This window comes from Micromonospora sp. NPDC049282, assembly GCF_043197045.1.
Lineage (GTDB): Bacteria > Actinomycetota > Actinomycetes > Mycobacteriales > Micromonosporaceae > Micromonospora.
Window position 1 is genome coordinate 431,840 of record NZ_JBICSL010000003.1, and the last position, 21,716, is coordinate 453,555.

Annotated in this window: 19 protein-coding genes; 14 read left to right on the top strand and 5 right to left on the bottom strand. The window is 71.8% G+C overall.

Going from position 1 to position 21,716, the window contains the following annotated elements; all coding sequences use genetic code 11:
- Nucleotides 1-35 precede the first annotated feature (35 nt).
- Together ACGFI2_RS08695 and ACGFI2_RS08700 are read right to left on the bottom strand one after the other, a co-directional pair.
- Complete coding sequence (locus ACGFI2_RS08695) at nt 36-1,667, bottom strand: glycoside hydrolase family 13 protein (RefSeq protein ID WP_393512811.1); 1,632 nt, start codon at nt 1,665-1,667, stop codon at nt 36-38.
- Nucleotides 1,668-1,838: 171 nt separating this feature from the next.
- Complete coding sequence (locus ACGFI2_RS08700; RefSeq protein ID WP_393512814.1) at nt 1,839-2,909, bottom strand: LacI family DNA-binding transcriptional regulator; 1,071 nt, start codon at nt 2,907-2,909, stop codon at nt 1,839-1,841.
- A gap of 196 nt (nt 2,910-3,105) precedes the next feature.
- Here ACGFI2_RS08700 and ACGFI2_RS08705 point away from each other — a divergent pair, with 196 nt between their 5' ends.
- The 12 genes from ACGFI2_RS08705 (at nt 3,106) to ACGFI2_RS08760 (ending at nt 18,310) form a co-directional block, all read left to right on the top strand.
- The gene (locus ACGFI2_RS08705) at nt 3,106-4,359 is read left to right on the top strand and encodes an extracellular solute-binding protein (RefSeq protein ID WP_393512816.1); all 1,254 of its coding nucleotides are present in this window, start codon (nt 3,106-3,108) and stop codon (nt 4,357-4,359) included.
- Nucleotides 4,359-6,002 carry an ABC transporter permease subunit gene (locus ACGFI2_RS08710; RefSeq protein ID WP_393512819.1) on the top strand — a complete coding sequence of 548 codons (1,644 nt, stop codon included), beginning with the start codon at nt 4,359-4,361 and terminating at the stop codon, nt 6,000-6,002. Before ACGFI2_RS08705 ends, ACGFI2_RS08710 begins: the two co-directional genes overlap by 1 nt.
- Nucleotides 5,999-6,910, top strand: coding sequence for a sugar ABC transporter permease (locus tag ACGFI2_RS08715; protein WP_393512822.1), 912 nt, complete (start codon nt 5,999-6,001; stop codon nt 6,908-6,910). Before ACGFI2_RS08710 ends, ACGFI2_RS08715 begins: the two co-directional genes overlap by 4 nt.
- A gap of 137 nt (nt 6,911-7,047) precedes the next feature.
- A complete protein-coding gene (locus tag ACGFI2_RS08720) occupies nt 7,048-8,850 on the top strand; it encodes a glycoside hydrolase family 13 protein (protein WP_393512824.1) in 1,803 nt (600 codons plus the stop codon).
- Between the two features lie 303 nt (nt 8,851-9,153).
- The gene (locus ACGFI2_RS08725) at nt 9,154-9,495 is read left to right on the top strand and encodes a hypothetical protein (RefSeq protein WP_098746061.1); all 342 of its coding nucleotides are present in this window, start codon (nt 9,154-9,156) and stop codon (nt 9,493-9,495) included.
- 276 nt (nt 9,496-9,771) lie between these two features.
- On the top strand, nt 9,772-10,842 hold the full coding sequence (locus ACGFI2_RS08730; protein WP_393513159.1) for a BMP family protein: 1,071 nt from the start codon (nt 9,772-9,774) through the stop codon (nt 10,840-10,842).
- 265 nt (nt 10,843-11,107) lie between these two features.
- Nucleotides 11,108-12,652, top strand: coding sequence for an ABC transporter ATP-binding protein (locus ACGFI2_RS08735; RefSeq protein ID WP_393513162.1), 1,545 nt, complete (start codon nt 11,108-11,110; stop codon nt 12,650-12,652).
- Nucleotides 12,649-14,007 carry an ABC transporter permease gene (locus ACGFI2_RS08740; protein ID WP_393512827.1) on the top strand — a complete coding sequence of 453 codons (1,359 nt, stop codon included), beginning with the start codon at nt 12,649-12,651 and terminating at the stop codon, nt 14,005-14,007. Before ACGFI2_RS08735 ends, ACGFI2_RS08740 begins: the two co-directional genes overlap by 4 nt.
- Before the next feature lie 2 nt (nt 14,008-14,009).
- The gene (locus tag ACGFI2_RS08745; protein WP_393512830.1) at nt 14,010-15,290 is read left to right on the top strand and encodes an ABC transporter permease; all 1,281 of its coding nucleotides are present in this window, start codon (nt 14,010-14,012) and stop codon (nt 15,288-15,290) included.
- A gap of 104 nt (nt 15,291-15,394) precedes the next feature.
- Nucleotides 15,395-16,096: a cytidine deaminase gene (locus ACGFI2_RS08750; protein ID WP_393512832.1), complete on the top strand. Its 702-nt coding sequence runs from the start codon at nt 15,395-15,397 to the stop codon at nt 16,094-16,096.
- A gap of 153 nt (nt 16,097-16,249) precedes the next feature.
- Nucleotides 16,250-17,530 (top strand): thymidine phosphorylase, encoded by a 1,281-nt coding sequence (locus ACGFI2_RS08755; protein WP_393512835.1) that lies wholly within the window; start codon nt 16,250-16,252, stop codon nt 17,528-17,530.
- A gap of 99 nt (nt 17,531-17,629) precedes the next feature.
- Nucleotides 17,630-18,310 (top strand): DUF4272 domain-containing protein, encoded by a 681-nt coding sequence (locus ACGFI2_RS08760; protein ID WP_393512838.1) that lies wholly within the window; start codon nt 17,630-17,632, stop codon nt 18,308-18,310.
- 6 nt (nt 18,311-18,316) lie between these two features.
- On the opposite strand, the gene ACGFI2_RS08765 is transcribed toward ACGFI2_RS08760, so the two are convergent.
- Together ACGFI2_RS08765 and ACGFI2_RS08770 are read right to left on the bottom strand one after the other, a co-directional pair.
- On the bottom strand, nt 18,317-19,168 hold the full coding sequence (locus ACGFI2_RS08765; protein WP_393512841.1) for a putative RNA methyltransferase: 852 nt from the start codon (nt 19,166-19,168) through the stop codon (nt 18,317-18,319).
- A gap of 3 nt (nt 19,169-19,171) precedes the next feature.
- Nucleotides 19,172-19,645, bottom strand: a complete 474-nt coding sequence (locus ACGFI2_RS08770; protein WP_393512844.1) for a MarR family winged helix-turn-helix transcriptional regulator — start codon at nt 19,643-19,645, stop codon at nt 19,172-19,174.
- 58 nt (nt 19,646-19,703) lie between these two features.
- Here ACGFI2_RS08770 and ACGFI2_RS08775 point away from each other — a divergent pair, with 58 nt between their 5' ends.
- Complete coding sequence (locus ACGFI2_RS08775) at nt 19,704-20,123, top strand: PPOX class F420-dependent oxidoreductase (RefSeq protein WP_393512847.1); 420 nt, start codon at nt 19,704-19,706, stop codon at nt 20,121-20,123.
- A 52-nt stretch (nt 20,124-20,175) separates the two neighbouring features.
- Nucleotides 20,176-21,252: an adenosine deaminase gene (locus ACGFI2_RS08780; protein ID WP_393512850.1), complete on the top strand. Its 1,077-nt coding sequence runs from the start codon at nt 20,176-20,178 to the stop codon at nt 21,250-21,252.
- Here the strand turns inward: ACGFI2_RS08780 and ACGFI2_RS08785 are convergent, their stop codons facing one another.
- Nucleotides 21,253-21,591, bottom strand: coding sequence for a hypothetical protein (locus ACGFI2_RS08785; RefSeq protein ID WP_393512853.1), 339 nt, complete (start codon nt 21,589-21,591; stop codon nt 21,253-21,255). It abuts the gene before it with no gap.
- Nucleotides 21,592-21,716 lie beyond the last annotated feature (125 nt).

The window sequence follows — 21,716 nt, forward strand, 5'->3', positions numbered from 1 at the left end:
CAACGGACGGCCAGGTCGTTGGCGGGTTACCCGGCTCAGCGCCGTTCGAACCACGCGGCTGAGTCCACCGGCAGGACGTGTCCGTCGCCCCGCTCGGTGAGGTCGGCGCTGGCGACGAGCGGCCGGCCGTGGCCGGCGACCGTCACGTCGGCGCCGCTGAGGTTGACCACGCAGGTCAGCTCGGTGTCCCCGGCGGCGCGGCGGAACGCCAGCACGCCGGGCTCGGTCTCCATCCAGGTGATGCCGCCGAGGCCGGCCAGCGCCGGGTGCTCGCCCCGGATCCGCAGCGCGGCCCGGTACAGCTCCAGCGTCGAGCCGGGCGTTCCGGTCTGGGCGGCCACCGAGAGGGCCCGCCAGGTCGCCGGCGCCGGCAGCCAGCTCAGCTCGCTGCCGTCCGGCCCGAAGCCGTACGGGGCCAGCTCGCCGCTCCACGGGATCGGCACCCGGCAGCCGTCGCGGCTCTCACCGGTGCGCCGGAACGCCGGGTCCTGACGCAGTTCGTCGGGGAGGTCCAGCACCTCCGGCAGGCCCAGTTCCTCGCCCTGGTAGACGTACGCGCAACCGGGCAGCGCGAGCATCAGCAGCGCGGCGGCCCGGGCGCGGCGCAGCCCGACGTCGCCGTCGCCGTACCGGGTGACGTGGCGTTGCCGGTCGTGGTTGGAGAGCACCCAGGTGGTCGGCGCGCCGACGATCGTCGACTCGGCCAGCGCCGTGTCGATCACCTTGCGGAACGAGTCGGCCGACCAGGTGGCGTCGAGGAAGTCGAAGCTGAACGCCTGGTGCAGCTCGTCCGGGCCGATGTAGCGGGCCAGCCGCTGCGGCGTCTCGGCCCAGGCCTCGGCGACCGCCATCCGGCCGCCGGGGTAGCTGTCCAGGATCGGCCGCCAGGCGCGGTAGATGTCGTGCACCTCGTCCTGGTCGAAGTAGGGCAGCCGGCCCTTGCCCAGCAGCTCCGACTGGCGCTGGCCGGTGGTCATCGAGTTGAAGCCGACGTCGGGCAGGCCCTCGGCCTTGATCATCCCGTGCGCCACGTCGATCCGGAAGCCGTCCACCCCGCGGTCCAGCCAGAAGCGCAGGACGTCCTCGAACTCGGCGCGCACCTCGGGGTGCCGCCAGTTCAGGTCGGGCTGGGCCGGGTCGAACAGGTGCAGGTACCACTGGCCGTCGACGACCCGGGTCCAGGCGGGGCCGCCGAAGATGCTCTCCCAGTCGTTGGGGGGCAGCTCGCCCTGCTCGCCCTTGCCGTCGGCGAACAGGTAACGCTCGCGCTCCGGCGAGCCCGGGCCGGCGGCGAGCGCCGCGGTGAACCACGGGTGCGCGCTGGAGGTGTGGTTGGGCACCAGGTCGACGATGATCCGCAGGCCCAGCGCGTGGGCGTCGGTGATCATCTCGTCGAAGTCGGCCAGGCTGCCGAAGAGCGGGTCCACGTCGCGGTAGTCGGCCACGTCGTAGCCGGCGTCGACCTGCGGCGAGGTGTAGAAGGGGGTCAGCCAGAGCGCGTCGACGCCCAGGTCGCGCAGGTAGGGCAGGCGCCCCCGGATGCCCTGGAGGTCACCGACGCCGTCGGAGTTCGCGTCGGCGAAGCTGCGGACGTAGATCTGGTAGACGACCGCCGACCGCCACCAGTCGTCGGTGGTCAGCGGCGCGGGGGTGGGGGCGGAGGTCATCGGTGTCGATTCCCGTTCTGTGGCGGCGCAGGGTGTCTGAGCAGGATGCCGCGTCGGCTCTGCAAGAGTCAAGCATTCTTTGCGCAAGAAATGACCGCGATCACCCTCCGGCCAGGCCGATCATGGGCGCCGAGCCGTCCCGCATCCCGGGACGAGGGGAGGGCCGTGGGGTCAGGCGGGAACGGCGAGGGAGGTGGGCGTCGGGCGCTGACGCGTGACGGCGGGGGTGGGACGCGCGACGGCGGTGGAGCCGCGCACCACCAGCTCCGGGCGGAACAGGTACTCCGAGTGCGGGGCGGCGTGCCCGTTGATCTCGTCGACCAGGGCCCGCACTGCGGCGACCGCCATCGCGATCACCGGCTGGCGCATCGTGGTCAGCGGCGGGTCGGTGAAGGCCATCAACGGCGAGTCGTCGTACCCGACCACGGACAGCTCGCCGGGCACCGAGCGACCGCGCTGCCGGGCGGCCCGGATCGCGCCGAGCGCCATCAGGTCCGAACCGCAGACGATGCCGGTGACGTCCCGCTCGATGAGCCGGCCGGCGGCCGCCTCGCCGCCCTCCACGCCGAACAGGGACAGCTCGGCCAGCTCGTCCAGCTCGTTCTCGGCCAGGCCGGCGAGCCGGGACATCGCGGCCCGGAAGCCGGCCACCCGCCGCTGCACCGGCACGAACCGGTCCGGGCCGGTGATCAGCCCGATCCGGCGATGGCCGAGCGCGACCAGATGGGCGACGGCCAGCTCGGTCGCCTCCCGGTCGTCGCAGGAGACGAAGGGAGCGGCGATGTTGGGCGCGAAGCCGTTGATCATGACGATCGGCAGTGGGCGGCCGATCAGCGCCCGGTACCGGTCGTGGTTGGCCGCGGTGTCGGCGTGCAGGCCGGAGACGAAGACGATGCCGGAGACCTGACGGTCCAGCAGCATCTCCACGTACTCGTCCTCGGTGACCCCGCCCGGGGTCTGGGTGCACAGCACCGGGGTGAACCCGCTCTGCGCCAGGGTCGACTCGATGACCTGGGCGAACGCCGGGAAGATCGGGTTCTCCAGTTCGGGCACGACCAGGCCGACCAGCCCGGCGCTGCGCTTGCGCAGCCGGGCCGGACGCTCGTAGCCGAGCACGTCGAGGGCGGTGAGGACGGCCTGTCGGGTCTCCGGGGCCACTCCGGGGCGGTCGTTGAGCACCCGCGACACCGTGGCCTCGCTGACTTCGGCCTGTTGGGCGATGTCGGACAGTCGAGCGCGCATGGCGGCACTTTAGCTCAACCGCAAAGTCTTGCGTACAGTTCTGCAAGCCCTTCCATTCTCTGCAACCTCTTGCTAACGTCCCCGCAACATGCGAGAGCAGCGGCGCAGTACCCCCGCGCCGAGCAGCAAGAAATTTCAGAGATTCCGCTGGCGGTCGCCCTTCCCCCGGCGTGCCGCCATGACGACAGGAGTACCGATGCGCATCCGTACCGCGGGTGTGGTCGCCGTCCTCGGCCTGGCGCTCGCCGCGTCCGGCTGTGGTGACAGCGGCAGCGACAAGCCGGCCGCCGAGCAGTCCGCCAGCAAGGCGCCCGGTGGCAAGCTGGTCATCTGGGCCGACGACAAGCGCACCGCCGCCCTCCAGCCCTTCGCCGACGAGTTCGGCAAGGAGAACGGCGTGACCGTCGAGGTCCAGGCCGTCTCCAAGGACCTGCAGACCAACTTCGTCACCGCCTCCCAGCAGGGCAGCGGCCCGGACGTCGTGGTCGGCGCGCACGACTGGATCGGCAACCTGGTCCAGAACGGCGCCATCGACCCGGTCCAGCTGCCGGCCGAGCAGAAGACCGGCTTCAACGAGACCGCGATCAAGGCCGTCACGTTCAACGGCCAGCTCTACGGTGTGCCCTACGCCACCGAGAACGTCGCGCTGATCCGCAACACCGAGCTGGCCCCCGAGGCGCCGAAGACGATCGAGGACCTGGTCGCCACCGGCAAGAAGCTCAAGGCGGAGAAGAAGGCCAGCGAGATCCTCTGCCTCCAGTCCGGGCAGAACGGCGACGCGTACCACATCTACCCGCTGTACACCTCGGCCGGCGGCTACCTGTTCGGCACCGCCGCCAACGGCGACTACGACCCGAAGGACCTGGGCGTGGGCAAGCCGGAGTCGATCGCCGCGTTCCAGAAGATCGGCAAGCTCGGTGAGAAGGGTGACGGCGCGCTGAAGCGCTCCATCACCGGCGAGAACTCCATCGCCACCTTCACCGGCAAGAAGTGCGCCTACCTGGTGTCCGGCCCGTGGGCGATCGCCGACGCCAAGAAGGCCGGCATCAAGTACGACATCTCCCCGGTCCCCGGCTTCGCCGGTGGCAAGGAGGCCCAGCCGTTCGTGGGCGTCCAGGCGTTCTACGTCGCCGCCAAGGGCAAGAACAAGGCCCTGGCCCAGGAGTTCGTCACCAACTACGTGACCAAGCCCGAGCTGGCCGTCGCGCTGTACAAGGCAGAGCCGCGCCCGCCGGCGCTGACCGCCGCCTTCGACCAGGTCAAGGGCGAGGACCCGGACCTGGCCAAGTTCTCCGAGGCCGGCAAGAACGGCCAGGTGCTCCCGGCGATCCCGGCCATGGCCGCGATCTGGGACCCGTTCGGCAAGGCCGAGGCCGCCGTCATCGGCGGCGCCGACCCGGCCAAGACGATCACGGCCGCCGGCAAGACCATCCAGGGTCAGATCAAGTAATGAGCGCGCCGCTGTCCGGCCCGGGGTCTGCACCGCAGGCCCCGGGCCGGGAGCCCGTACGCCGTGGGCTCCCGCGCACGTCCCGTACCGCGCGGCAACACGCGCCGATCACCGCGACCGGCCTCGTCGTCAAGGTGGTCCTGCTCGGCCTGGTGGCCGGGATCGCGATCTGGGCGGCCTTCCCGCTCATCGAGGCCGAGCACTGGATCGGCCTGGGCGTCCTGGTCGCCACCACGGCCGCCCTGTTCTACCTCTACCTGGGTCGCCGGCACATCCCGGCCAAGTACCTGGTCCCCGGCACGCTCTTCCTGATCGCCTTCCAGGTGCTCCCGGTGCTCTTCACCGCCAGCACCGCGTTCTCGAACTTCGGCGACGGCCACCGCGGCACCAAGGACGACGCGATCGTCGCCATCCAGACCTCCTCGGTGAAGCAGGTCCCCGGCTCGACCGAGTACGCGCTCACCATCGCCACCAAGGGCGACCCGGCGACCGGCGCCCTGGTCTTCCTGCTCAGCGACCCGAAGACCAAACAGGTCTTCGCCGGGGACGCGGGCGGGCTGCGCCGGCTCGACGCCGGGGACGTCACCGTCAGCAGCCTCAGCGGCAAGATCACCGCCGCCGACGGCTACACCGTGCTGAACATCGGGCAGGCCAGTGGCCGCAGCGACGCCGTCACCGCGCTGATCGTGCCCACCGACGACGGCGCCATCCGCTCCAACGGCCTCACCCGGGCCTACGAGGGCAAGGCGGCCCGGGCGTACGACGCCGCGTGCGACTGCGTCAAGGACAGCGAGACCGGCAAGACGTGGACCGCCGACGAGGAGTCCGGCTCCTTCGTCGCCGCCGACGGCGAACGCCTCGCCCAGGGCTGGAAGGTCGACGTCGGACTGAAGAACTTCGCCACGGTGCTCACCGACCGCAACATCTCCGGCCCGTTCTTCGGCACGCTGGCCTGGAACTTCGCGTTCGCGATCGGCTCCACCGGGCTGACGTTCCTGCTCGGCATGGCCATCGCGCTCGCGCTGCACTCACCCCGGATGAGCGGCACCAACCTCTACCGGATGGTGCTGATCCTGCCGTACGCCATGCCGTCGTTCGCCATGCTGCTGATCTGGCGGGACATGTTCAATACCGACTTCGGCCTACTCAACGACCTGTTCGGGCTGGACGTCGACTGGTTCGGCGGCACCTGGTCGGCCCGCATCGCGGTGCTGCTGGTGCAGTTGTGGCTCGGCTACCCGTACATGTTCCTGGTCGCCACCGGCGCGTTGCAGGCCATCCCGCGGGAGCTGACCGAGGCGACCTCGGTCGACGGCGCGTCGCCCTGGCAGTCGTTCCGGGCGGTCACCCTGCCGCTGCTGCTGGTGGCGCTCTCGCCGCTGCTGATCGCGTCGTTCGCGTACAACTTCAACAACGTCAACGCGATCCTGTTCACCACCGAGGGCGGCCCGTTCGCGCCGGACAACCCGACCAACGGCGCCACCGACCTGCTGATCACCTACACGTACCGGCTCGCGTTCGGGGCACAGGGCGCCGAGTTCGGCCTGGCCGCCACCGTCTCGATCTTCATCTTCGCGATCGTGGCGACGGTGTCGGCGATCAGCTTCCGGCGGACCCGCAAGCAGGAGGAGGTGTACTCGTGACCAGCATCGCGGAAACGCCGGCGGTCAACCGCGACACCGGCCGCAACCCGGCCCGCCGGTCCCGCAGCCGGTGGTTCGGCCAGGTGGGCTGGCGGCACCTGGTCGGGGTGCTGGCCGTGCTGTTCAGCCTCTTCCCGATCCTGTTCGTGATCTCGGCGGCGTTCAACCCGCTCGGCACGCTCTCCTCCACCGAGCTGCTGCCGACCGGCGCGTCGCTGGAGAACTTCACGAACCTGTTCGACAAGACGGCGTTCGGCCACTGGTTCCTCAACTCGCTGCTGCTGGCGGGCGTGGCCAGCTTCGCGTCGATCTTCCTGTCGGCGCTGGCGGCGTACGCGTTCTCCCGGATGCGCTTCGCCGGGCGGCGGGTCGGCCTGCTCGCGCTGCTGCTGATCCAGATGTTCCCGCAGTTCCTGGCGATCGTGGCGATCTTCCTGATCTTCACCACGATCACCGACCTCTACCCGGGGATCGGCTTCAACACCCCGTGGGGCCTGTTCCTGCTCTACATGGGTGGCGCGCTCGGCGCGAACACCTGGCTGATGAAGGGCTTCTTCGACACGCTGCCGAAGGAGCTGGACGAGTCGGCGACCATGGACGGCGCCTCGCACGTGCAGATCTTCTTCCGGATCATGCTGCCGCTGGTGGCGCCGATCCTGGCGGTGACCGGCCTGCTCGCGTTCATCGGGTCGATCAACGAGTTCATCATCGCCAACGTGTTCCTCACCAACACCGAGTCGAAGACCCTCGCGGTCGGCATGTACGGCCTGGTGGCGGGCGAGCGCAACAACAACTTCGGGATGTTCGCGGCGGGCACGCTGCTCACCGCGATCCCCACGGTGCTGGTGTTCCAACTGCTCCAGCGCTACATCGTCTCCGGCCTCACCTCCGGAGCGGTCAAGGGCTGAGCCTCCTCGGCTCACGCTGCGGCAAGGGCGTCGTGTCGACGTACACCGGAGCGGTTTGGAGGGCGGACCGCCGCGGTCGGGTGACCGATCGCGGCGGGCGCCCCACTCACTGTCGGTACGACGCGAAAGGCCGCACCATGTCCCTCCTCCAGCCCCACCACGACGGATCCGCCACCTACGTGCCGGAGCAGGAGCCCGCGCTCGGGCAGACCGTCCCCGTCTTCGTCCGGGTGCCGGCCGGCGCCGGCGTCCGCCAGGTGCACGCGCGCACCACCGGCGACGGCGAGCCGCACTTCGTCGAGGCGGTCGTGGACCGTACCGCCGGCGGTGACGTGTGGTGGCGGGCCGACGTCGAGGTCCGCAACCCGGTCAGCAACTACCGCTTCCTGCTCGACGGCGACGCGGGCGCCCGCTGGCTCAACGCGGCCGGCCTGGCCGGTCACGACGTGCCGGACCACGGCGACTTCAAGCTGGTCAGCCACGCGCCGCCGCCGGCCTGGGCCCGGGACGCGGTGATCTACCAGATCTTCCCGGACCGGTTCGCCCGCTCGGCCGCCGCGGACGGCCGCACCGCCCCGGACTGGGCCGTCCCGTGCGACTGGGACACCCCGGTCGTCGGTCGCGGCCCGGAGACGCCCCGCCAGTTCTACGGCGGCGACCTCGACGGGATCACCGAGCGCCTGGACCACCTGGAGCGGCTCGGCGTCAACACGGTCTACCTCACCCCGATCTTCCCGGCGCGCTCCAACCACAGGTACGACGCGGCCAGCTTCGACACCGTCGACCCGCTGCTCGGCGGCGACGCGGCGCTGGTCCGGCTCGCCGACGCGGTACGCGCCCGGGGCTGGCGGCTGCTCGGCGACATCACCAGCAACCACACCGGCGACGCGCACCGGTGGTTCACCGACGCGATCTCCGACGTCCACGCGCCGGAGCGCGACCTCTACTACTTCGACCTACCTGGCTCCGACTACGAGTCGTGGAACGGGGTCAGGTCGCTGCCGAAGCTCAACTGGGGCAGCGCGGAGCTGCGCCGCCGCTTCGCCACCGCCGAGGACTCGCTGCTGCGCCGCTGGCTGCGCCCGCCGTACGGGCTGGACGGCTGGCGGGTCGACGTGGCGAACATGACCGGCCGGCGCGGCGCCGACGCCTACACCCACGAGGTGGCGCGGCTGCTGCGCGAGGTGGTCGCCGAGACCCGGCCGGACGCGCTGCTGCTCGCCGAGCACGGCCACGACCACACCGGCGACCTGGACGCCGACGGCTGGCACGGGACCATGAACTACGTCGGCTTCACCGACCCGGTCTGGTCCTGGCTGCGCCACGGCGACGGCCCGGTGCCGAACTTCCTCGGCACGCCGGGCGGGGTGCGACGGCGGGACGCGGACGCGGTGCTGGCCACCATGAACGCCTACCGGTCGCTGGTCTCCTGGCGGTCGTACACGCACTCGTGGCAGCTGCTCGGCTCGCACGACTCGGCCCGGATCCGCACCGTGGTCGGCGACGCGGCCCGGCAGGAGGTCGCCGCCGGGCTGCTCGCCACCATGCCCGGCACCCCGGTGGTCTTCGCCGGCGACGAGCTGGGCCTGACCGGCACGAACGGGGAGGGCTCGCGTACCCCGATGCCGTGGCACCGGCCGGAGAGCTGGGACCGGCGTACGTTCGACGCGTACCGGTCGCTGCTGGCGCTGCGCCGCGACGAGCCGGCGCTGCGGCACGGCGGCCTGCGGTGGGTGCACGCCGACGCGGACACGCTTGTCTTCCTCCGGGAGGCGCCGACCGGGACGGTGCTGGCGCTGGCCCGCCGCGCCCCCGGCGCCCCGGTCCGGCTGACCGGCCTGCCCGCCGCGGACAACATCTACGGCGGCGCGCCGGCGCTGCGCCCCGGCGCGGCCACCCTCCCCGCCGACGGCCCCACCTTCCAGCTCTGGCGCTGGTGAAAGGAGGGGCCCCTGGTCAACGCATGCGCTGGGTGAAGTAGCCGGGCACCAGCCCGAACAGCGCCGCGCCGACGGCGGCACGCTGCTGCGCTCGGCGGCGTTCTTCGACGGGGCGGGCGCCGGCCGGCCACTGGCCGTGCTGGCCGGGTACGCGCTGGGCTGGTCCTGGTCGGCCGCCGGTCCGGCGGTGGCGTGGACCTGGCGGCGGTGGCGGACCGGCCGACGGCGGTCCAGGTCACGGTATGACGGCACCTGGGTGAGCTGACTACTACGCGGTGTCGTTGATGGGGGAGGATGGGCGGCGTGGAAGCTCTTCGACTGATCCTTCTCTACGTCCATCTGATCGGCTTCGCGCTGCTGCTCGGCGGCGGGATCGCCCAGTACGTCACCGGCCGACTGCGGATCAACGCGGCCATGTTGTGGGGGGCGGTGATCCAGATCCTGACCGGTCTCGGACTCTCCGCCCCGCTGCGCGACGGCGACGAGCCGGCCCCGGCAAAGCTTGTTACCAAGTTGGTGCTCGCGTTGCTCATCTTCGTCATGGTCTTCTTCTCCCGTAAGCGGGAGTCCGTGAACCGCGGACACTTCCTCGCGATCATCGGGTTGACCCTGCTCAACGCGGCGGTCGCGGTGTTCTGGCGGTAGTCCGCCGGGCAACGGGAAGGCACCGGGAAACGGACGTTCAGGACACGCCTACGCACGCCTACCGGCCGAAAAAGTGATCTGCCCCACGCAAGGGTTACACCGGGGTAACGGACGCTCAACAGTCGTGCACGATTGTCGGCCGGTGGGTGGGCGCGGGCGTACGCTCCCGTCCGTAACGTGGGACGCCGGCGGCACATCGCAGGCCGGCGCAAGGGCTGCCACCGCGCACGACGCGGTCGGCAATGGGAAGGAGACGTCTTGCGCTCTGTGCGTGGGATGCGGATCGCCTCCGCCTTCGTGGCGGGTGGCCTCGTGCTGGGCGCCGCCGCTTGTGGTGAGGCCCCCAAGGACGACGACAACGCCGGCGGCACCGGCGGCAAGAAGTACAGCGCCTGCATGGTGACCGACGTCGGCGGTATCGACGACAAGTCCTTCAACACCTCGGCCTGGAAGGGCCTCCAGGAGGCGAAGAAGGAGAACGACAACATCGAGATCAAGAACGTCCAGTCGAAGGCCGAGGCGGACTACGAGGTCAACCTGACCGGGTTCGTCAACCAGAAGTGCGACTTCATCCTGGCCGTCGGTGGCCTGATGTCGGACTCCATCAAGAAGGCCGCGACCGCGAACCCGAACCAGCAGTTCGCGATCGTCGACGCCAACCCGGGCGTGGGCAACGTCTACCCGATGCAGTTCGACACCGCGCAGGCCGCGTTCCAGGCCGGCTACCTGGCCGCCGGGATGAGCAAGAGCGGCAAGGTGGGCACCTACGGCGGCCTGCCGATCCCGCCGGTCACCATCTTCATGGACGGCTTCGCCGACGGCGTGGCGTACTACAACAAGGCCAAGAACAAGAACGTCTCGGTCATCGGCTGGGACAAGGCCACCCAGAAGGGTTCCTTCACCAACGACTTCGTCAAGCAGGACGAGGGCAAGAAGGTGTCCGACGCGCTGGTCGCCCAGGGCGCCGACATCATCATGCCGGTCGCCGGCGGCGCCGGCCTCGGCACCACCGCCGCGGCCAAGGCCTCGGGCGGCAAGTACTCGGTCGTCTGGGTCGACGTCGACGGCTGCGAGAGCACCCCGGACTGCTCCGCGATCGTGACCACGGTCGTCAAGAACATCCCGGGGGCCGTCAAGGAGGCCGTGGTGAAGGCCGCCGGTGGCGAGAAGCTGCAGTCCACCCCGGGCTTCGTCGGCACCCTGGCCAACACCGGCGTCTCCATCGCGCCGTACCACGACTTCGACAGCAAGGTCCCGGCGGACCTGAAGGCCGAGGTCGACAAGATCAAGGCGGACATCGCCGCCGGCACCATCACGGTCACCTCGAAGGCCCAGCCGACCAAGTGACCGCTCCGCCGGCCGCCGCGGTGAGATCATCGGCAGCGGGGCCGGCGAGCACCAGGTAGCACGAGCCGGCCGTCCCGGGCGTACGGGTTCCGAACCCGACGCCCGGGGCGGCCGATCACCTTGGAGATCCCCCACACCCCACCCGGCGCGGTGGCGGCGCGGCAGTCGCTACGCTGCACCATCGCTCGCACTCCAGGAGGTTGCGCTGAGACTCGAACTGCGCGGCATCACCAAACGGTTCGGTGACCTGGTCGCCAACGACCACATCGACCTCACGGTGGAGCCTGGAGAGATCCACGCCCTGCTCGGCGAGAACGGCGCCGGCAAGTCGACCCTGATGAACGTGCTCTACGGCCTCTACCAGCCGGACGAGGGCGAGATCCTGGTCGACGGAAAGCCGCTGAAGCTGAAGGGCCCGTCGGACGCGATCGCGGCCGGGATCGGCATGGTGCACCAGCACTTCATGCTGGTGCCGGTCTTCACCGTGGCCGAGAACGTGATGCTCGGCGCCGAGCAGGTCAAGGTGCCCTTCGCCGGCCTGCTGGACCGCCGGCGGGCCCGGCGCGAGGTCGCCGAGGTCTCCGAGCGGTACAACCTCCGGGTCGACCCGGACGCGGTGATCGAGGACCTGCCGGTCGGCATCCAGCAGCGGGTGGAGATCGTCAAGGCGCTCACCCGCGACGTCGACCTGCTGATCCTCGACGAGCCGACCGCCGTGCTCACCCCGCAGGAGACCGAGGAACTGCTCACAGTCATGCGGTCGCTGAAGGCCGCCGGCAAGTCGATCGTGTTCATCACCCACAAGCTGGGCGAGGTGAAGGCGATCGCGGACCGGATCACCGTGATCCGGCGCGGGAAGACGGTCGGCACCGCCGAGCCGAGCGCCAGCCGGGACGAGTTGGCCGCGCTGATGGTCGGCCGCAACGTCCGGCTGACCGTGGACAAGAAGCCCGCCCAGCCGGGCAAGCCGATCCTGGAGGTCGCCGGCCTGGTGGTCGACGACGACCGGCTGGTACGCGCGGTCGACGGCGTCGACCTGACCGTGCACGCCGGTGAGGTGCTCGGCGTCGCGGGCGTACAGGGCAACGGCCAGACCGAGCTGATCGAGGCGATCATGGGCCTGCGCCCGGTGCTCGCCGGCACGGTCAGCCTCGACGGCGAGGCGACCCAGGGCTGGTCGACCAAGAAGGTGCTGCGCGCCGGCGTCGGCTACGTGCCGGAGGACCGCAGCGTCGACGGCCTGGTCAAGGAGTTCTCCGTGGCGGAGAACCTGGTGCTGGACATCTACGACCGGCCGCCGTTCGGCAAGGGCCTGTCGTTGAAGCCGGACGCGATCGCGAAGTCGGCGAAGGAACGGATCGAGCAGTTCGACGTCCGTACCTCGTCCGCCGACGCGGCGGTCGGCACGCTCTCCGGCGGCAACCAGCAGAAGGTGATCGTGGCCCGGGAACTCTCCCGGCCGCTGAAGCTCTTCATCGCCGCCCAGCCCACCCGGGGCGTGGACGTCGGCTCGATCGAGTTCATCCACAGCCGGGTCATCCGCGAGCGGGACGTCGGCACCGCGGTCATGGTGGTCTCCAGCGAGCTGGACGAGGTGATCGGCCTGGCCGACCGGATCGCGGTGATGTACCGCGGCCGGGTCATCGGCATCGTCGGCCCGGACACCCCCCGCGAGGAGATCGGCCTGCTGATGGCCGGCATCACGCCGGACACCGCGCCCACGACCCCGAACGAGGGCAGCGCCGCCACCCCGCACGAGGGCGACGCCGCCCCGGCCCCCGAGGGCCCCGGCAACAAGGACGAGGCATGACGAACCCGAACCCGGCGTCGGGCTCCCCGGACAAGGAGCCGGCGACCGAGGCGATCCAGGCGCGCGAGGAGGCCCGGGCGACGCCGACCGCGCCGGCCGGCGACACCGAGCGGGCGGTCACCACCACCGCGACGAAGCCCGCCCCCGCCGGCGAGCCGCGCCCGAGCCTGGGCCGGCTCTTCCTGGACAACCTCTGGGCGGCCAACACGGTCGTCGTGACCGTGCTCGCGGTCGTCCTGGCGATGCTTGCCGGCGCGGTGCTGATCATCGTCTCCGACCCGGAGGTGCTGGCCACCTACAGCTACATCACCGCGCGCCCGGCGGACGCGTTGAACGCCAGTTGGACCGTGGTCAGCGAGGCGTACGCGAACCTGTTCAAGGGCGCGGTCTTCGACCCGGACGCGGTCGGCTTCACCGCCGCGATGGGTCCGATCTCGGAGACGCTCACCTACACCGCGCCGCTGGTCTTCACCGGCCTGTCGGTGGCGCTGGCCTTCCGCGGCGGCCTGTTCAACATCGGCGCCCAGGGCCAGGCGACCATCGGTGTCATCCTGGCCGCGGTCGCCGGCTTCGCGCTGCCGCTGCCGCCCGGGGTGCACCTGCTGGTGGCGCTGATCGCCGGCGCGCTCGGCGGCGCGCTCTGGGGTTTCATCCCGGGCATCCTCAAGGCCCGCACCGGCGCCCACGAGGTGATCAACACGATCATGCTCAACTACGTGGCGGTCTACTTCCTGTCCTGGATCATCATCCAGAGCGGGGTGCAGAACCCGAACCGGTCGGACGCGATCAGCAAGCCGGTCGACTCCTCCGCGCAGTTGCCCCGGCTGCTCGGCGACAACCTGCGGGTGCACGCCGGCATCCTGCTCGCGGTGCTGGCCACCTGGTTCATCGCCTGGCTGCTCAACCGCTCCACGCTCGGCTTCGAGCTGCGCGCGGTGGGCGCCAACCCGGACGCCGCCCGGACCGCCGGCATCAGCGTGACCAAGACGTACGTGCTGGTGATGGTGATCGCGGGTCTGCTGGCCGGCCTCGGCGGCTCGAACATGGTGCTCGGCTCCACCGCCAACGCGCTGACCCCGCTGGTGATCGCGCAGATCGGGTTCGACGGCATCCTGGTGGCCCTGCTCGGCCGGGTGAAGCCGTGGGGCGTGCTGCTGGCCGCGCTGCTGTTCGGCGCGCTCCAGGCCGGCGGCAACCGGATGCAGTCGTACTCCGGGATCTCGCTGGAGCTGGTCACCGTGCTCCAGGCGCTCATCGTCATCTTCATCGCCGCGCCCGCCCTGGTGAAGGCGATCTTCCAGCTCCGGGCGGCCCGCGCCGCCCGGCTGCAGACGAGCCTCGCGAAGGGCTGGTGAGCATGTCCACCACCGCTGTCCCCGACGTCGCGGTCACCGCGGTCGACGAGGGTTTCTGGACGCGGGCCCGCAAGGCCGGTGCCGTCCTGCTGGCGCTGGGTGTGCTCGCGGCGGTGCTGTTCGGCGCGCTCGCCACCGACCAGCAGGCCCGCTTCACGCTCAGCGAGACCGAGGGCGGCGCCGCCCTGGAGATCAACGGCACGATCGGCGCGATCCTGTTCGGGGTCATCGCCGCCGCCGCCGGGGCCGCGCTGCTGGCCGGCGTGCCCAAGCGCTGGTTCACCCTGCTGCTCGGCGCCGGGCTGGTCGCCTTCGTGTTGAGCTTCCTGTGCTGGCAGGTGTCCGCCGCCCCCGAGGGGCGCAACTTCATGCCGTTGGTCAACGTGCTGCGAGGCACGTTCATCCTGGCGCTGCCGCTGATCTTCGGCGCGCTTGCCGGTGTGCTCTGCGAGCGCTCCGGCGTGGTCAACGTGGCGATCGAGGGCCAGTTGCTGATGGGCGCCTTCTCCGGCGCGCTGTTCGGCAGCATCTCCGGCAGTGTCTGGGTGGGTCTGGTGGCCGCCGCGATCGGCGGCGCGTTCATCTCCCTGCTGCTGGCCGTGTTCGCCATCCGCTACCTGGTCGACCAGGTGGTCATGGGCATCGTGCTCAACCTGCTGGCGGTCGGCGTCACCGGCTTCCTCTACGAGCGGCTGATGCAGACCGACGTGGCGAAGTACAACAGCGCGCCGCGGTTCAGCAACTGGGAGATCCCGCTGCTGAAGGACATCCCGCTGCTCGGTCCGGCGCTGTTCCGCGGCAACATCTTCCTCTACCTGGGCCTGCTGCTGGTGCTGGTCATCCACCTGGCGCTGTTCCGCACCCGGTGGGGCCTGCGGACCCGGTCGGTCGGTGAGCACCCGACCGCCGCGGACACGCTCGGCGTGAAGGTGCTGCGGCTGCGCTACCGCAACGTGATCATGGCGGGCCTGGTGGCCGGCGTCGGTGGGGCGTCGTACACGCTGGCGCTCTACTCGTTCACCAAGAACATGATCGGCGGCAAGGGCTTCATCGCCCTGGCCGCGTTGATCTTCGGCCGGTGGAGCCCGACCGGCGCGCTGCTCGCGGCGCTCTTCTTCGGCTTCGCCGACCAACTCGCCACCTACCTCGGGGCGATCGGCAGCAGCATCCCGAGCCAGTTCCTGGCGATGCTGCCCTACCTGGCGACGATCCTGGCGGTGGCCGGGCTGGTCGGCCGGGTCCGGGCGCCGGCCGCCGACGGCAAGCCGTACATCAAGGGCTGACCGCCCGCGAGGCACCGTGCCCGGCGGGGTCGACCCGCCGGGCACCGTCGTCTCCGGCGGCGCGCGCGACCGATCGGCGTGAATTGGGCAGAATGGGAGTTGTGATGGAGATCGACTGGGAGCGGCTGCGGGCCGCCGCCACCGAGGTGATGCGACACGCGTACGTGCCGTACTCGAAGTTCCCGGTCGGGGCGGCCGCCCTGGTCGACGACGGCCGGGTGGTGGTCGGCTGCAACGTGGAGAACGCCGCGTACGGCGTGGTGCTCTGCGCCGAGTGCGGCGTGGTCTCCTCGCTGCACGCCACCGGCGGCGGCCGGATCGTGGCGCTGTCCTGCGTCGACGCGACCGGCGAGCCGCTGATGCCGTGCGGCCGGTGCCGGCAGCTGCTCTGGGAGCAGGGCGGGCCGGAGTGCCTGATCGAGGCGAACGGCGGCCCGCTGCGGATGGCCGAGCTGCTGCCGCACGCGTTCGACGTGGCCGACATCGAGGCGGTGACCGGCGCGCACCCGGTGCCGGTGGTGCCGGACCGGCTGGCCTCCTGGCGGGGTCGTGGCACGGTGTTCGTGCACCCGGACCTCTCGGCCGGCCAGCAGGTCTGGACGGCGTACTGGGAACGGTCGGCCGGTGACACCGAGGGTGCCGAGACCGGCGTGCTGGAGGAGGGCCCGACCTGGGACGATCCCGGCGGGGCGATCGAGTGGGGGGCGGCGCGGACGCCGCGCGTGGTCGTGGTGGACGCTTCGGGCGCGATCTTCTGGGCCGGTGAGGGTGAGCCGCCGTCGGAGATTCCGGTTCGGTGGGGCTGAGTTTGGTTGCGGTGGGGGCCTGGGCCGACCGTGCCCGGCTCCGGGCGGTCAGGCTTGATCCCTCCGCCGGGCACGGTCGGCCCAGGCCTGACGTGGTCGCCGTTCGCGGATCGTCGCGGGTCCGAGTGTTGATCTATTGATGGGAACTCAAAGGTGAGTGCTTTCACGGCGGTTGATGTCATTCGGGCCAAGCGGGACGGGGGTGTGCTGAGCGACGGGCAGATCGACTGGGTGGTCGACGCGTACACCAAGGGGTTGGTGGCCGACGAGCAGATGTCGGCGCTGGCCATGGCGATCCTGCTGCGCGGCATGACCGGCCCGGAGATCGCCCGGTGGACCGCCGCCATGATCGCCAGCGGCGAGCGGCTGGACCTGTCGCCGGTGGCCCGGCCGACCGTCGACAAGCACTCCACCGGCGGCGTCGGTGACAAGATCACCCTGCCGCTGACCCCGCTGGTCGCCGCGTGCGGCGCGGCCGTCCCGCAGCTCTCCGGCCGGGGCCTGGGCCACACCGGCGGCACGCTCGACAAGCTGGAGTCGATCCCGGGCTGGCGGGCCGCGCTCGGCAACGACGAGTTCATCGCCCAGCTCCGCGACGTCGGCGCGGTGATCTGCGCGGCCGGTGACGGGCTCGCCCCGGCCGACCGCAAGCTGTACGCGCTGCGCGACGTCACCGGCACCGTCGAGGCGATCCCGCTGATCGCCAGCTCGATCATGAGCAAGAAGATCGCCGAGGGGACCGGGGCGCTGGTGCTCGACGTGAAGGTCGGCTCCGGCGCCTTCATGAAGAACGTCGACGACGCCCGCGAGCTGGCCCGCACCATGGTCGAGCTGGGCGGCGCGCACGGGGTGCGCACGGTCGCCCTGCTCACCGACATGTCCACCCCGCTCGGCCTGGCCGTCGGCAACGCGGTCGAGGTGACCGAGTCGGTGGAGGTGCTGGCCGGCGGCGGCCCGGCCGACGTGGTGGAGCTGACGCTGGCGCTGGCCCGGGAGATGCTCGACGCGGCCGGCCTGCCGGACGCCGACCCGGCCGCCGCGCTGCGCGACGGGCGGGCCATGGACTCGTGGCGCGCGATGATCCGGGCGCAGGGCGGCGACCCGGACGCCCCGATGCCGACCGCGAACGAGGTCGAGGTGGTCACCGCGGCCGAGGACGGCTGGGTGGCCGAGGTGGACGCGTACGCGATCGGGGTGGCCGCCTGGCGCCTCGGCGCCGGCCGGGCCCGCAAGGAGGACCCGGTCAGCGTCCCGGCCGGCGTGGTGCTGCACAAGCGCCCCGGCGACCCGGTGCGCGTCGGGGACCCGCTGTTCGAGCTGCGCGCCGAGCACGCCGAGCGGATCCCGGCCGCGTTGGCGCAGGCGCGCGGGGCGATCCGGGTGGCGTCGGCGGCCCCGACCACGACGCCGCTGCTCATCGAGCGGATCGGGTGACCGGCCGGGCATGGTGCCGGCCCGGTCGGAGCCGCTATCCTCGCAGGCCAGGGGGACCGACCGGCATCGAGCCGAGGCGAGCAGACAGGGACTGAGGCGTTGCGCGTATCCGCTCCCGACCCCCGGGCCGTCCGTGAGGCGAGCCTGGACGAGCTGTCCCGGCTGGGTCTTCCGCTGCCGCCGCCGCAGTTCCCGCTGGTCTGGGAGCCGGGCGACGAGATCGAGCTGCGCCCCACGCCGGAGATCGAGGCGCGGATCGCGGTGCTGCACCTGATCCTGGCCCGCTGTTTCGGCATGCCTCCGCAGGCCGCGATGAGCTGGCTGCTGGAGTCGCATCTGGTGGAGATGCTGACGCCGCCGGAGTGGCAGTTCGTGATGGGCGGCCGGGGCGACCACCGGTCGTTCGTGCTGCACCACGACGCGCTCTTCTCGCTGGCCTGGGTGCTCGGCCTGAGCAAGCAGCTGGACCCGACCGTGCCGGTGGACGAGCGACTGGTCGAGCGGATGCCGAACCTCGTCACGGGCGAGACGTTCGCCCAGTGGCGGGCCCGGATCCTGGCCGCCCCGCAGCATCCCGCCGACGCGGCCGCCCTGCTCGACCTGCACTACTGCCTGGACTGGGCCTACCTGGAGACCGAGCGGGCCGGGCAGGAGCTGCCCGGGCTGGTGGACGCGAACGCGATCGGGCAGCGCCGGTGGGCGCTGGAGTGGGCGGTGGTGCTGCGCGGGCCGTACCACGAGGAGCCGCCGGGCTGGGAAGAGGTCGACCTCTCCACCTGAGTCCGCTCAGCGCGGGCGGTGCGTGCCGAGCCGGACGGCGAGCGTGACCGGCGTCGGTTCGGGCAGCGCGGCGATCCGCGCGGCGAGCCGTTGCGGATCCGAGTGCCAGGCGCTGGGGCCCATCCCGACCAGCGTGGTGACCTCGGTGCGGGTCAATGCCAGCCGGGCCCGGTGCTCGGTGGTGGACTCCTCGACGAAGTGGCCGCCCAGGCTGCCGGCGACCCGGTCGGCCTTGGCCGGGTCCACCCGTAGCAGGTCGAGCGCCTCGACCAGTTCGCCGAGGTGGTCGGTGGTCGGGGTGACCACCAGCAGCGCGCCGGTCGAATCGAGCACCCGGTGAAACTCCGGGCCGTTGCGGGGCGCGAAGACGTTCAGCAGCACGGCCGTGGACCGGTCGGCCAGCGGCAGCCGCTGCCAGGTGTCGGCCAGGGCGGCGGCGGCGCGCGGATGCGCGCGGGCCGCGCGGCGCAGCGCCGGCTTGGAGACGTCCAGGGCCAGGCCGGCGGCGTCCGGCAGCGCCGCCAGCACCGTGGCGAGATAGTGCCCGGTCCCGGCGCCGGGCTCCACCACCAGGGGGTACGGATCGCCGGGTGCGATCCGGCTCGCGGCGGCGGCCAGCGCGGCGGCGAGCGTGTCGTAGTGGCCGGCGGCGAGGAAGTCGGCCCGGGCGGCGACCATCTCCGCGCTGTCCCCGCCGTGCGGGGCCCGGCCGGCGAGCAGGTTGACGTATCCCTGTCGGGCGGTGTCGAAGCTGTGCCCGCGCGGGCAGCGCAGCGCGCGGGTGGTGCCGGCGGTGGTCTCGGCCAGCGGCTCGCCGCAGACCGGGCAGCGCAGCCGGGTCAGGATGCGGGGGTCCACGCGTCAGCCCGCCGCTTCCGTGCGGTCGGTGAGGTGGTCGACCACGCGCCGGCTCAGCGTGCCGAGCGCCGTCAGCTCCGCCGGGGTGAGCAGGTCGATCAGGTGCCGCCGGACGGCGGCCACGTGGCCGGGCGCGGCGGCTTCGACGGCCCGCCGGCCGGCCGGGGTGAGCGCGACGATCGAGCCGCGACCGTCGGTGGCGCACTCCTCCCGGGTGACCAGCCCGCGCTGCCGCATCCGGGAGATGTGGTGGGAGAGCCGGCTGCGGGACCAGAGCATGCGATCGGCCAGCTCACTGAGCCGCAACCGCTGGTCCGGGGTCTCGGAGAGGTCGCTGAGGACGTCGTAGTCCGGCTCGGAGAGGCCGGCGTCCTGCATCAGCTCGCGGGCCAGCTCCAGGTCGAGCAGGCGGCGCATTCGCCGGTAGCCGCGCCACGCGCGGTCCTCCCGCTCGTCCAGCCAGCGCGGTTCGTCCATGCCCCGATCCTAACGAAGTGGTTGACGCATCACCGATGTGCCTCCTATGTTCGATGACATGTCAACGAAAGCGCGGTTGTGGGAGCTGTTCGGCGAGCGCGGGCGCGGTGTCCTGGTCACCCTGCGCCGGGACGGGCGACCCCAGCTCTCCAACCTCGACTACCTGGCCGAACCGGGGCTCGTCCGCTGCTCCAGCACGGCCGACCGGGCCAAGGTGCGCAACCTGCGCCGCGATCCCCGGGCCAGCTTCCACGTGACCACCGCCGACGGCGGGGCGTACGCGGTGGCCGAGGGCACGGTCACGCTCACCCCGCCGGCCGCCGCGACCGACGACGCGACGGTCGAGGAGCTGGTCGAGGTCTACCGGCGGATCCGCGGCGAACACCCGGACTGGGCGGACTACCGGGCCGCCATGGTGGCCGACGGGCGTCTGGTCCTGCGTCTGGTCGTGGAGCGGGTGTACGGCTGGCGGCCCTGATCCTCACCCGGTCCGCTGCCCGGCCGGTACCACCGGTGACTAGGGTCTGGGCATGGTCGCAATCTCGTACGAGGACATCGTCAAGGTCCCGAAGGCGCTGCTGCACGATCACCTCGACGGCGGCCTGCGGCCCGCGACGATCGTCGAACTGGCCGCCGAGGCCGGCCACGAACTGCCCACCACCGATCCGGACGCGCTCGGTCGCTGGTTCGCCGAGGCGGCGAACTCCGGTTCGCTGGAGCGCTACCTGGAGACGTTCGCGCACACCGTGGCGGTGATGCAGACCGCGAGCGCGCTGCGCCGCGTCGCCCGGGAGTGCGCGCTGGACCTGGCCGCCGACGGTGTCGTCTACGCCGAGGTCCGGTTCGCGCCCGAGCAGCACCTGGAGCGGAACCTGACCCTGGACGAGGTGGTCGAGGCGGTGGTGACCGGGTTCCGGGAGGGCAGCGCGCTGGCCGGCGAGGCGGGCACGCCGATCCGGATCGGCACCCTGCTCACCGCGATGCGGCACGCCGCCCGTTCGCAGGAGATCGCCGAGCTGGCGGTGCGGCACCGGGACACCGGCGTGGTCGGCTTCGACATCGCCGGCGCCGAGGCCGGGTTCCCGCCCACCCGGCACCTGGACGCGTTCGAATACCTCCAGCGGGAGAACTTCCACTTCACCATTCACGCCGGCGAGGCGTTCGGCCTGCCGTCGATCTGGCAGGCGATCCAGTGGTGCGGCGCGGACCGGCTCGGGCACGGCGTACGCATCGTCGACGACATCACGCCGGGCAACCCGCCCGTGCTGGGCCGGCTGGCCGCGTACGTGCGGGACAAGCGCATCCCGCTGGAGCTGTGCCCGTCGTCGAACGTGCAGACCGGCGCGGTGGCGTCGATCGCCGACCACCCGATCGGGCTGCTGCGCGACCTGCGCTTCCGGGCGACCGTGAACACCGACAACCGGCTGATGAGCGGCACCTCGATGTCGCGCGAGATGGCGCTGCTGGTGGAGGCCTTCGGCTACGGCTGGAAGGAACTCCAGTGGTTCACCATCAACGCGATGAAGAGCGCCTTCATCCCGTTCGACGAGCGGCTGCGGATCATCGACGAGGTGATCAAGCCGGCGTACGCGAAGCTGATCGGCTGATCACGGCCGGCGCGGGTGGCCGGCGAGGAGGGCGGCCACCCCGCGCAGCACCTCGCCGGCGCGGGCGGCCTCGGCGCCCAGCCCGGTCTGGCGGCGCAGCACGGCCGGCTCGGCCCGCAGCAGCGTGAGGCCGCGCCGGAGCAGCACCCCGGGCGCCTTGCGCTGCTCGGCGAGGTCGCGGGCGAGCCGGCGGAGGAAGGTCGCGCCGCGTGGGCGGCGCAGCGCGTACGCCCCGGCGAGCAGGCCCCGGCGCCGGCACTCGGCGACGATCTCGGCGGCGAAGATCCCTTCGGCGACGAAGAATGGCGATCCGTCGACGTCAAATGGCCGGGTGGCCACCCTCCGGTCCGCGCCGATCGCATAAACCGGCACTTCGGCCTTGCCCTCCCGGGCCAATCGGGCAATTGTTTCCACCGCCGTGTCCGCATCCCAGGACAAGGGGGACTCCCAGTCGACCTGTCCGT

Bases quoted from the DNA above. Each gene is read 5' to 3' on its own strand.
- ACGFI2_RS08770 (WP_393512844.1), bottom strand. From the start codon at position 19,645: ATGGACGAACCGCGCTGGCTGGACGAGCGGGAGGACCGCGCGTGGCGC.
- ACGFI2_RS08700 (WP_393512814.1), bottom strand. From the start codon at position 2,909: ATGCGCGCTCGACTGTCCGACATCGCCCAACAGGCCGAAGTCAGCGAG.
- ACGFI2_RS08750 (WP_393512832.1), top strand. From the start codon at position 15,395: ATGGAGATCGACTGGGAGCGGCTGCGGGCCGCCGCCACCGAGGTGATG.
- ACGFI2_RS08695 (WP_393512811.1), bottom strand. From the start codon at position 1,667: ATGACCTCCGCCCCCACCCCCGCGCCGCTGACCACCGACGACTGGTGG.
- ACGFI2_RS08720 (WP_393512824.1), top strand. From the start codon at position 7,048: ATGTCCCTCCTCCAGCCCCACCACGACGGATCCGCCACCTACGTGCCG.
- ACGFI2_RS08775 (WP_393512847.1), top strand. From the start codon at position 19,704: ATGTCAACGAAAGCGCGGTTGTGGGAGCTGTTCGGCGAGCGCGGGCGC.
- ACGFI2_RS08705 (WP_393512816.1), top strand. From the start codon at position 3,106: ATGCGCATCCGTACCGCGGGTGTGGTCGCCGTCCTCGGCCTGGCGCTC.
- ACGFI2_RS08740 (WP_393512827.1), top strand. From the start codon at position 12,649: ATGACGAACCCGAACCCGGCGTCGGGCTCCCCGGACAAGGAGCCGGCG.
- ACGFI2_RS08780 (WP_393512850.1), top strand. From the start codon at position 20,176: ATGGTCGCAATCTCGTACGAGGACATCGTCAAGGTCCCGAAGGCGCTG.
- ACGFI2_RS08730 (WP_393513159.1), top strand. From the start codon at position 9,772: ATGCGGATCGCCTCCGCCTTCGTGGCGGGTGGCCTCGTGCTGGGCGCC.
- ACGFI2_RS08710 (WP_393512819.1), top strand. From the start codon at position 4,359: ATGAGCGCGCCGCTGTCCGGCCCGGGGTCTGCACCGCAGGCCCCGGGC.
- ACGFI2_RS08745 (WP_393512830.1), top strand. From the start codon at position 14,010: ATGTCCACCACCGCTGTCCCCGACGTCGCGGTCACCGCGGTCGACGAG.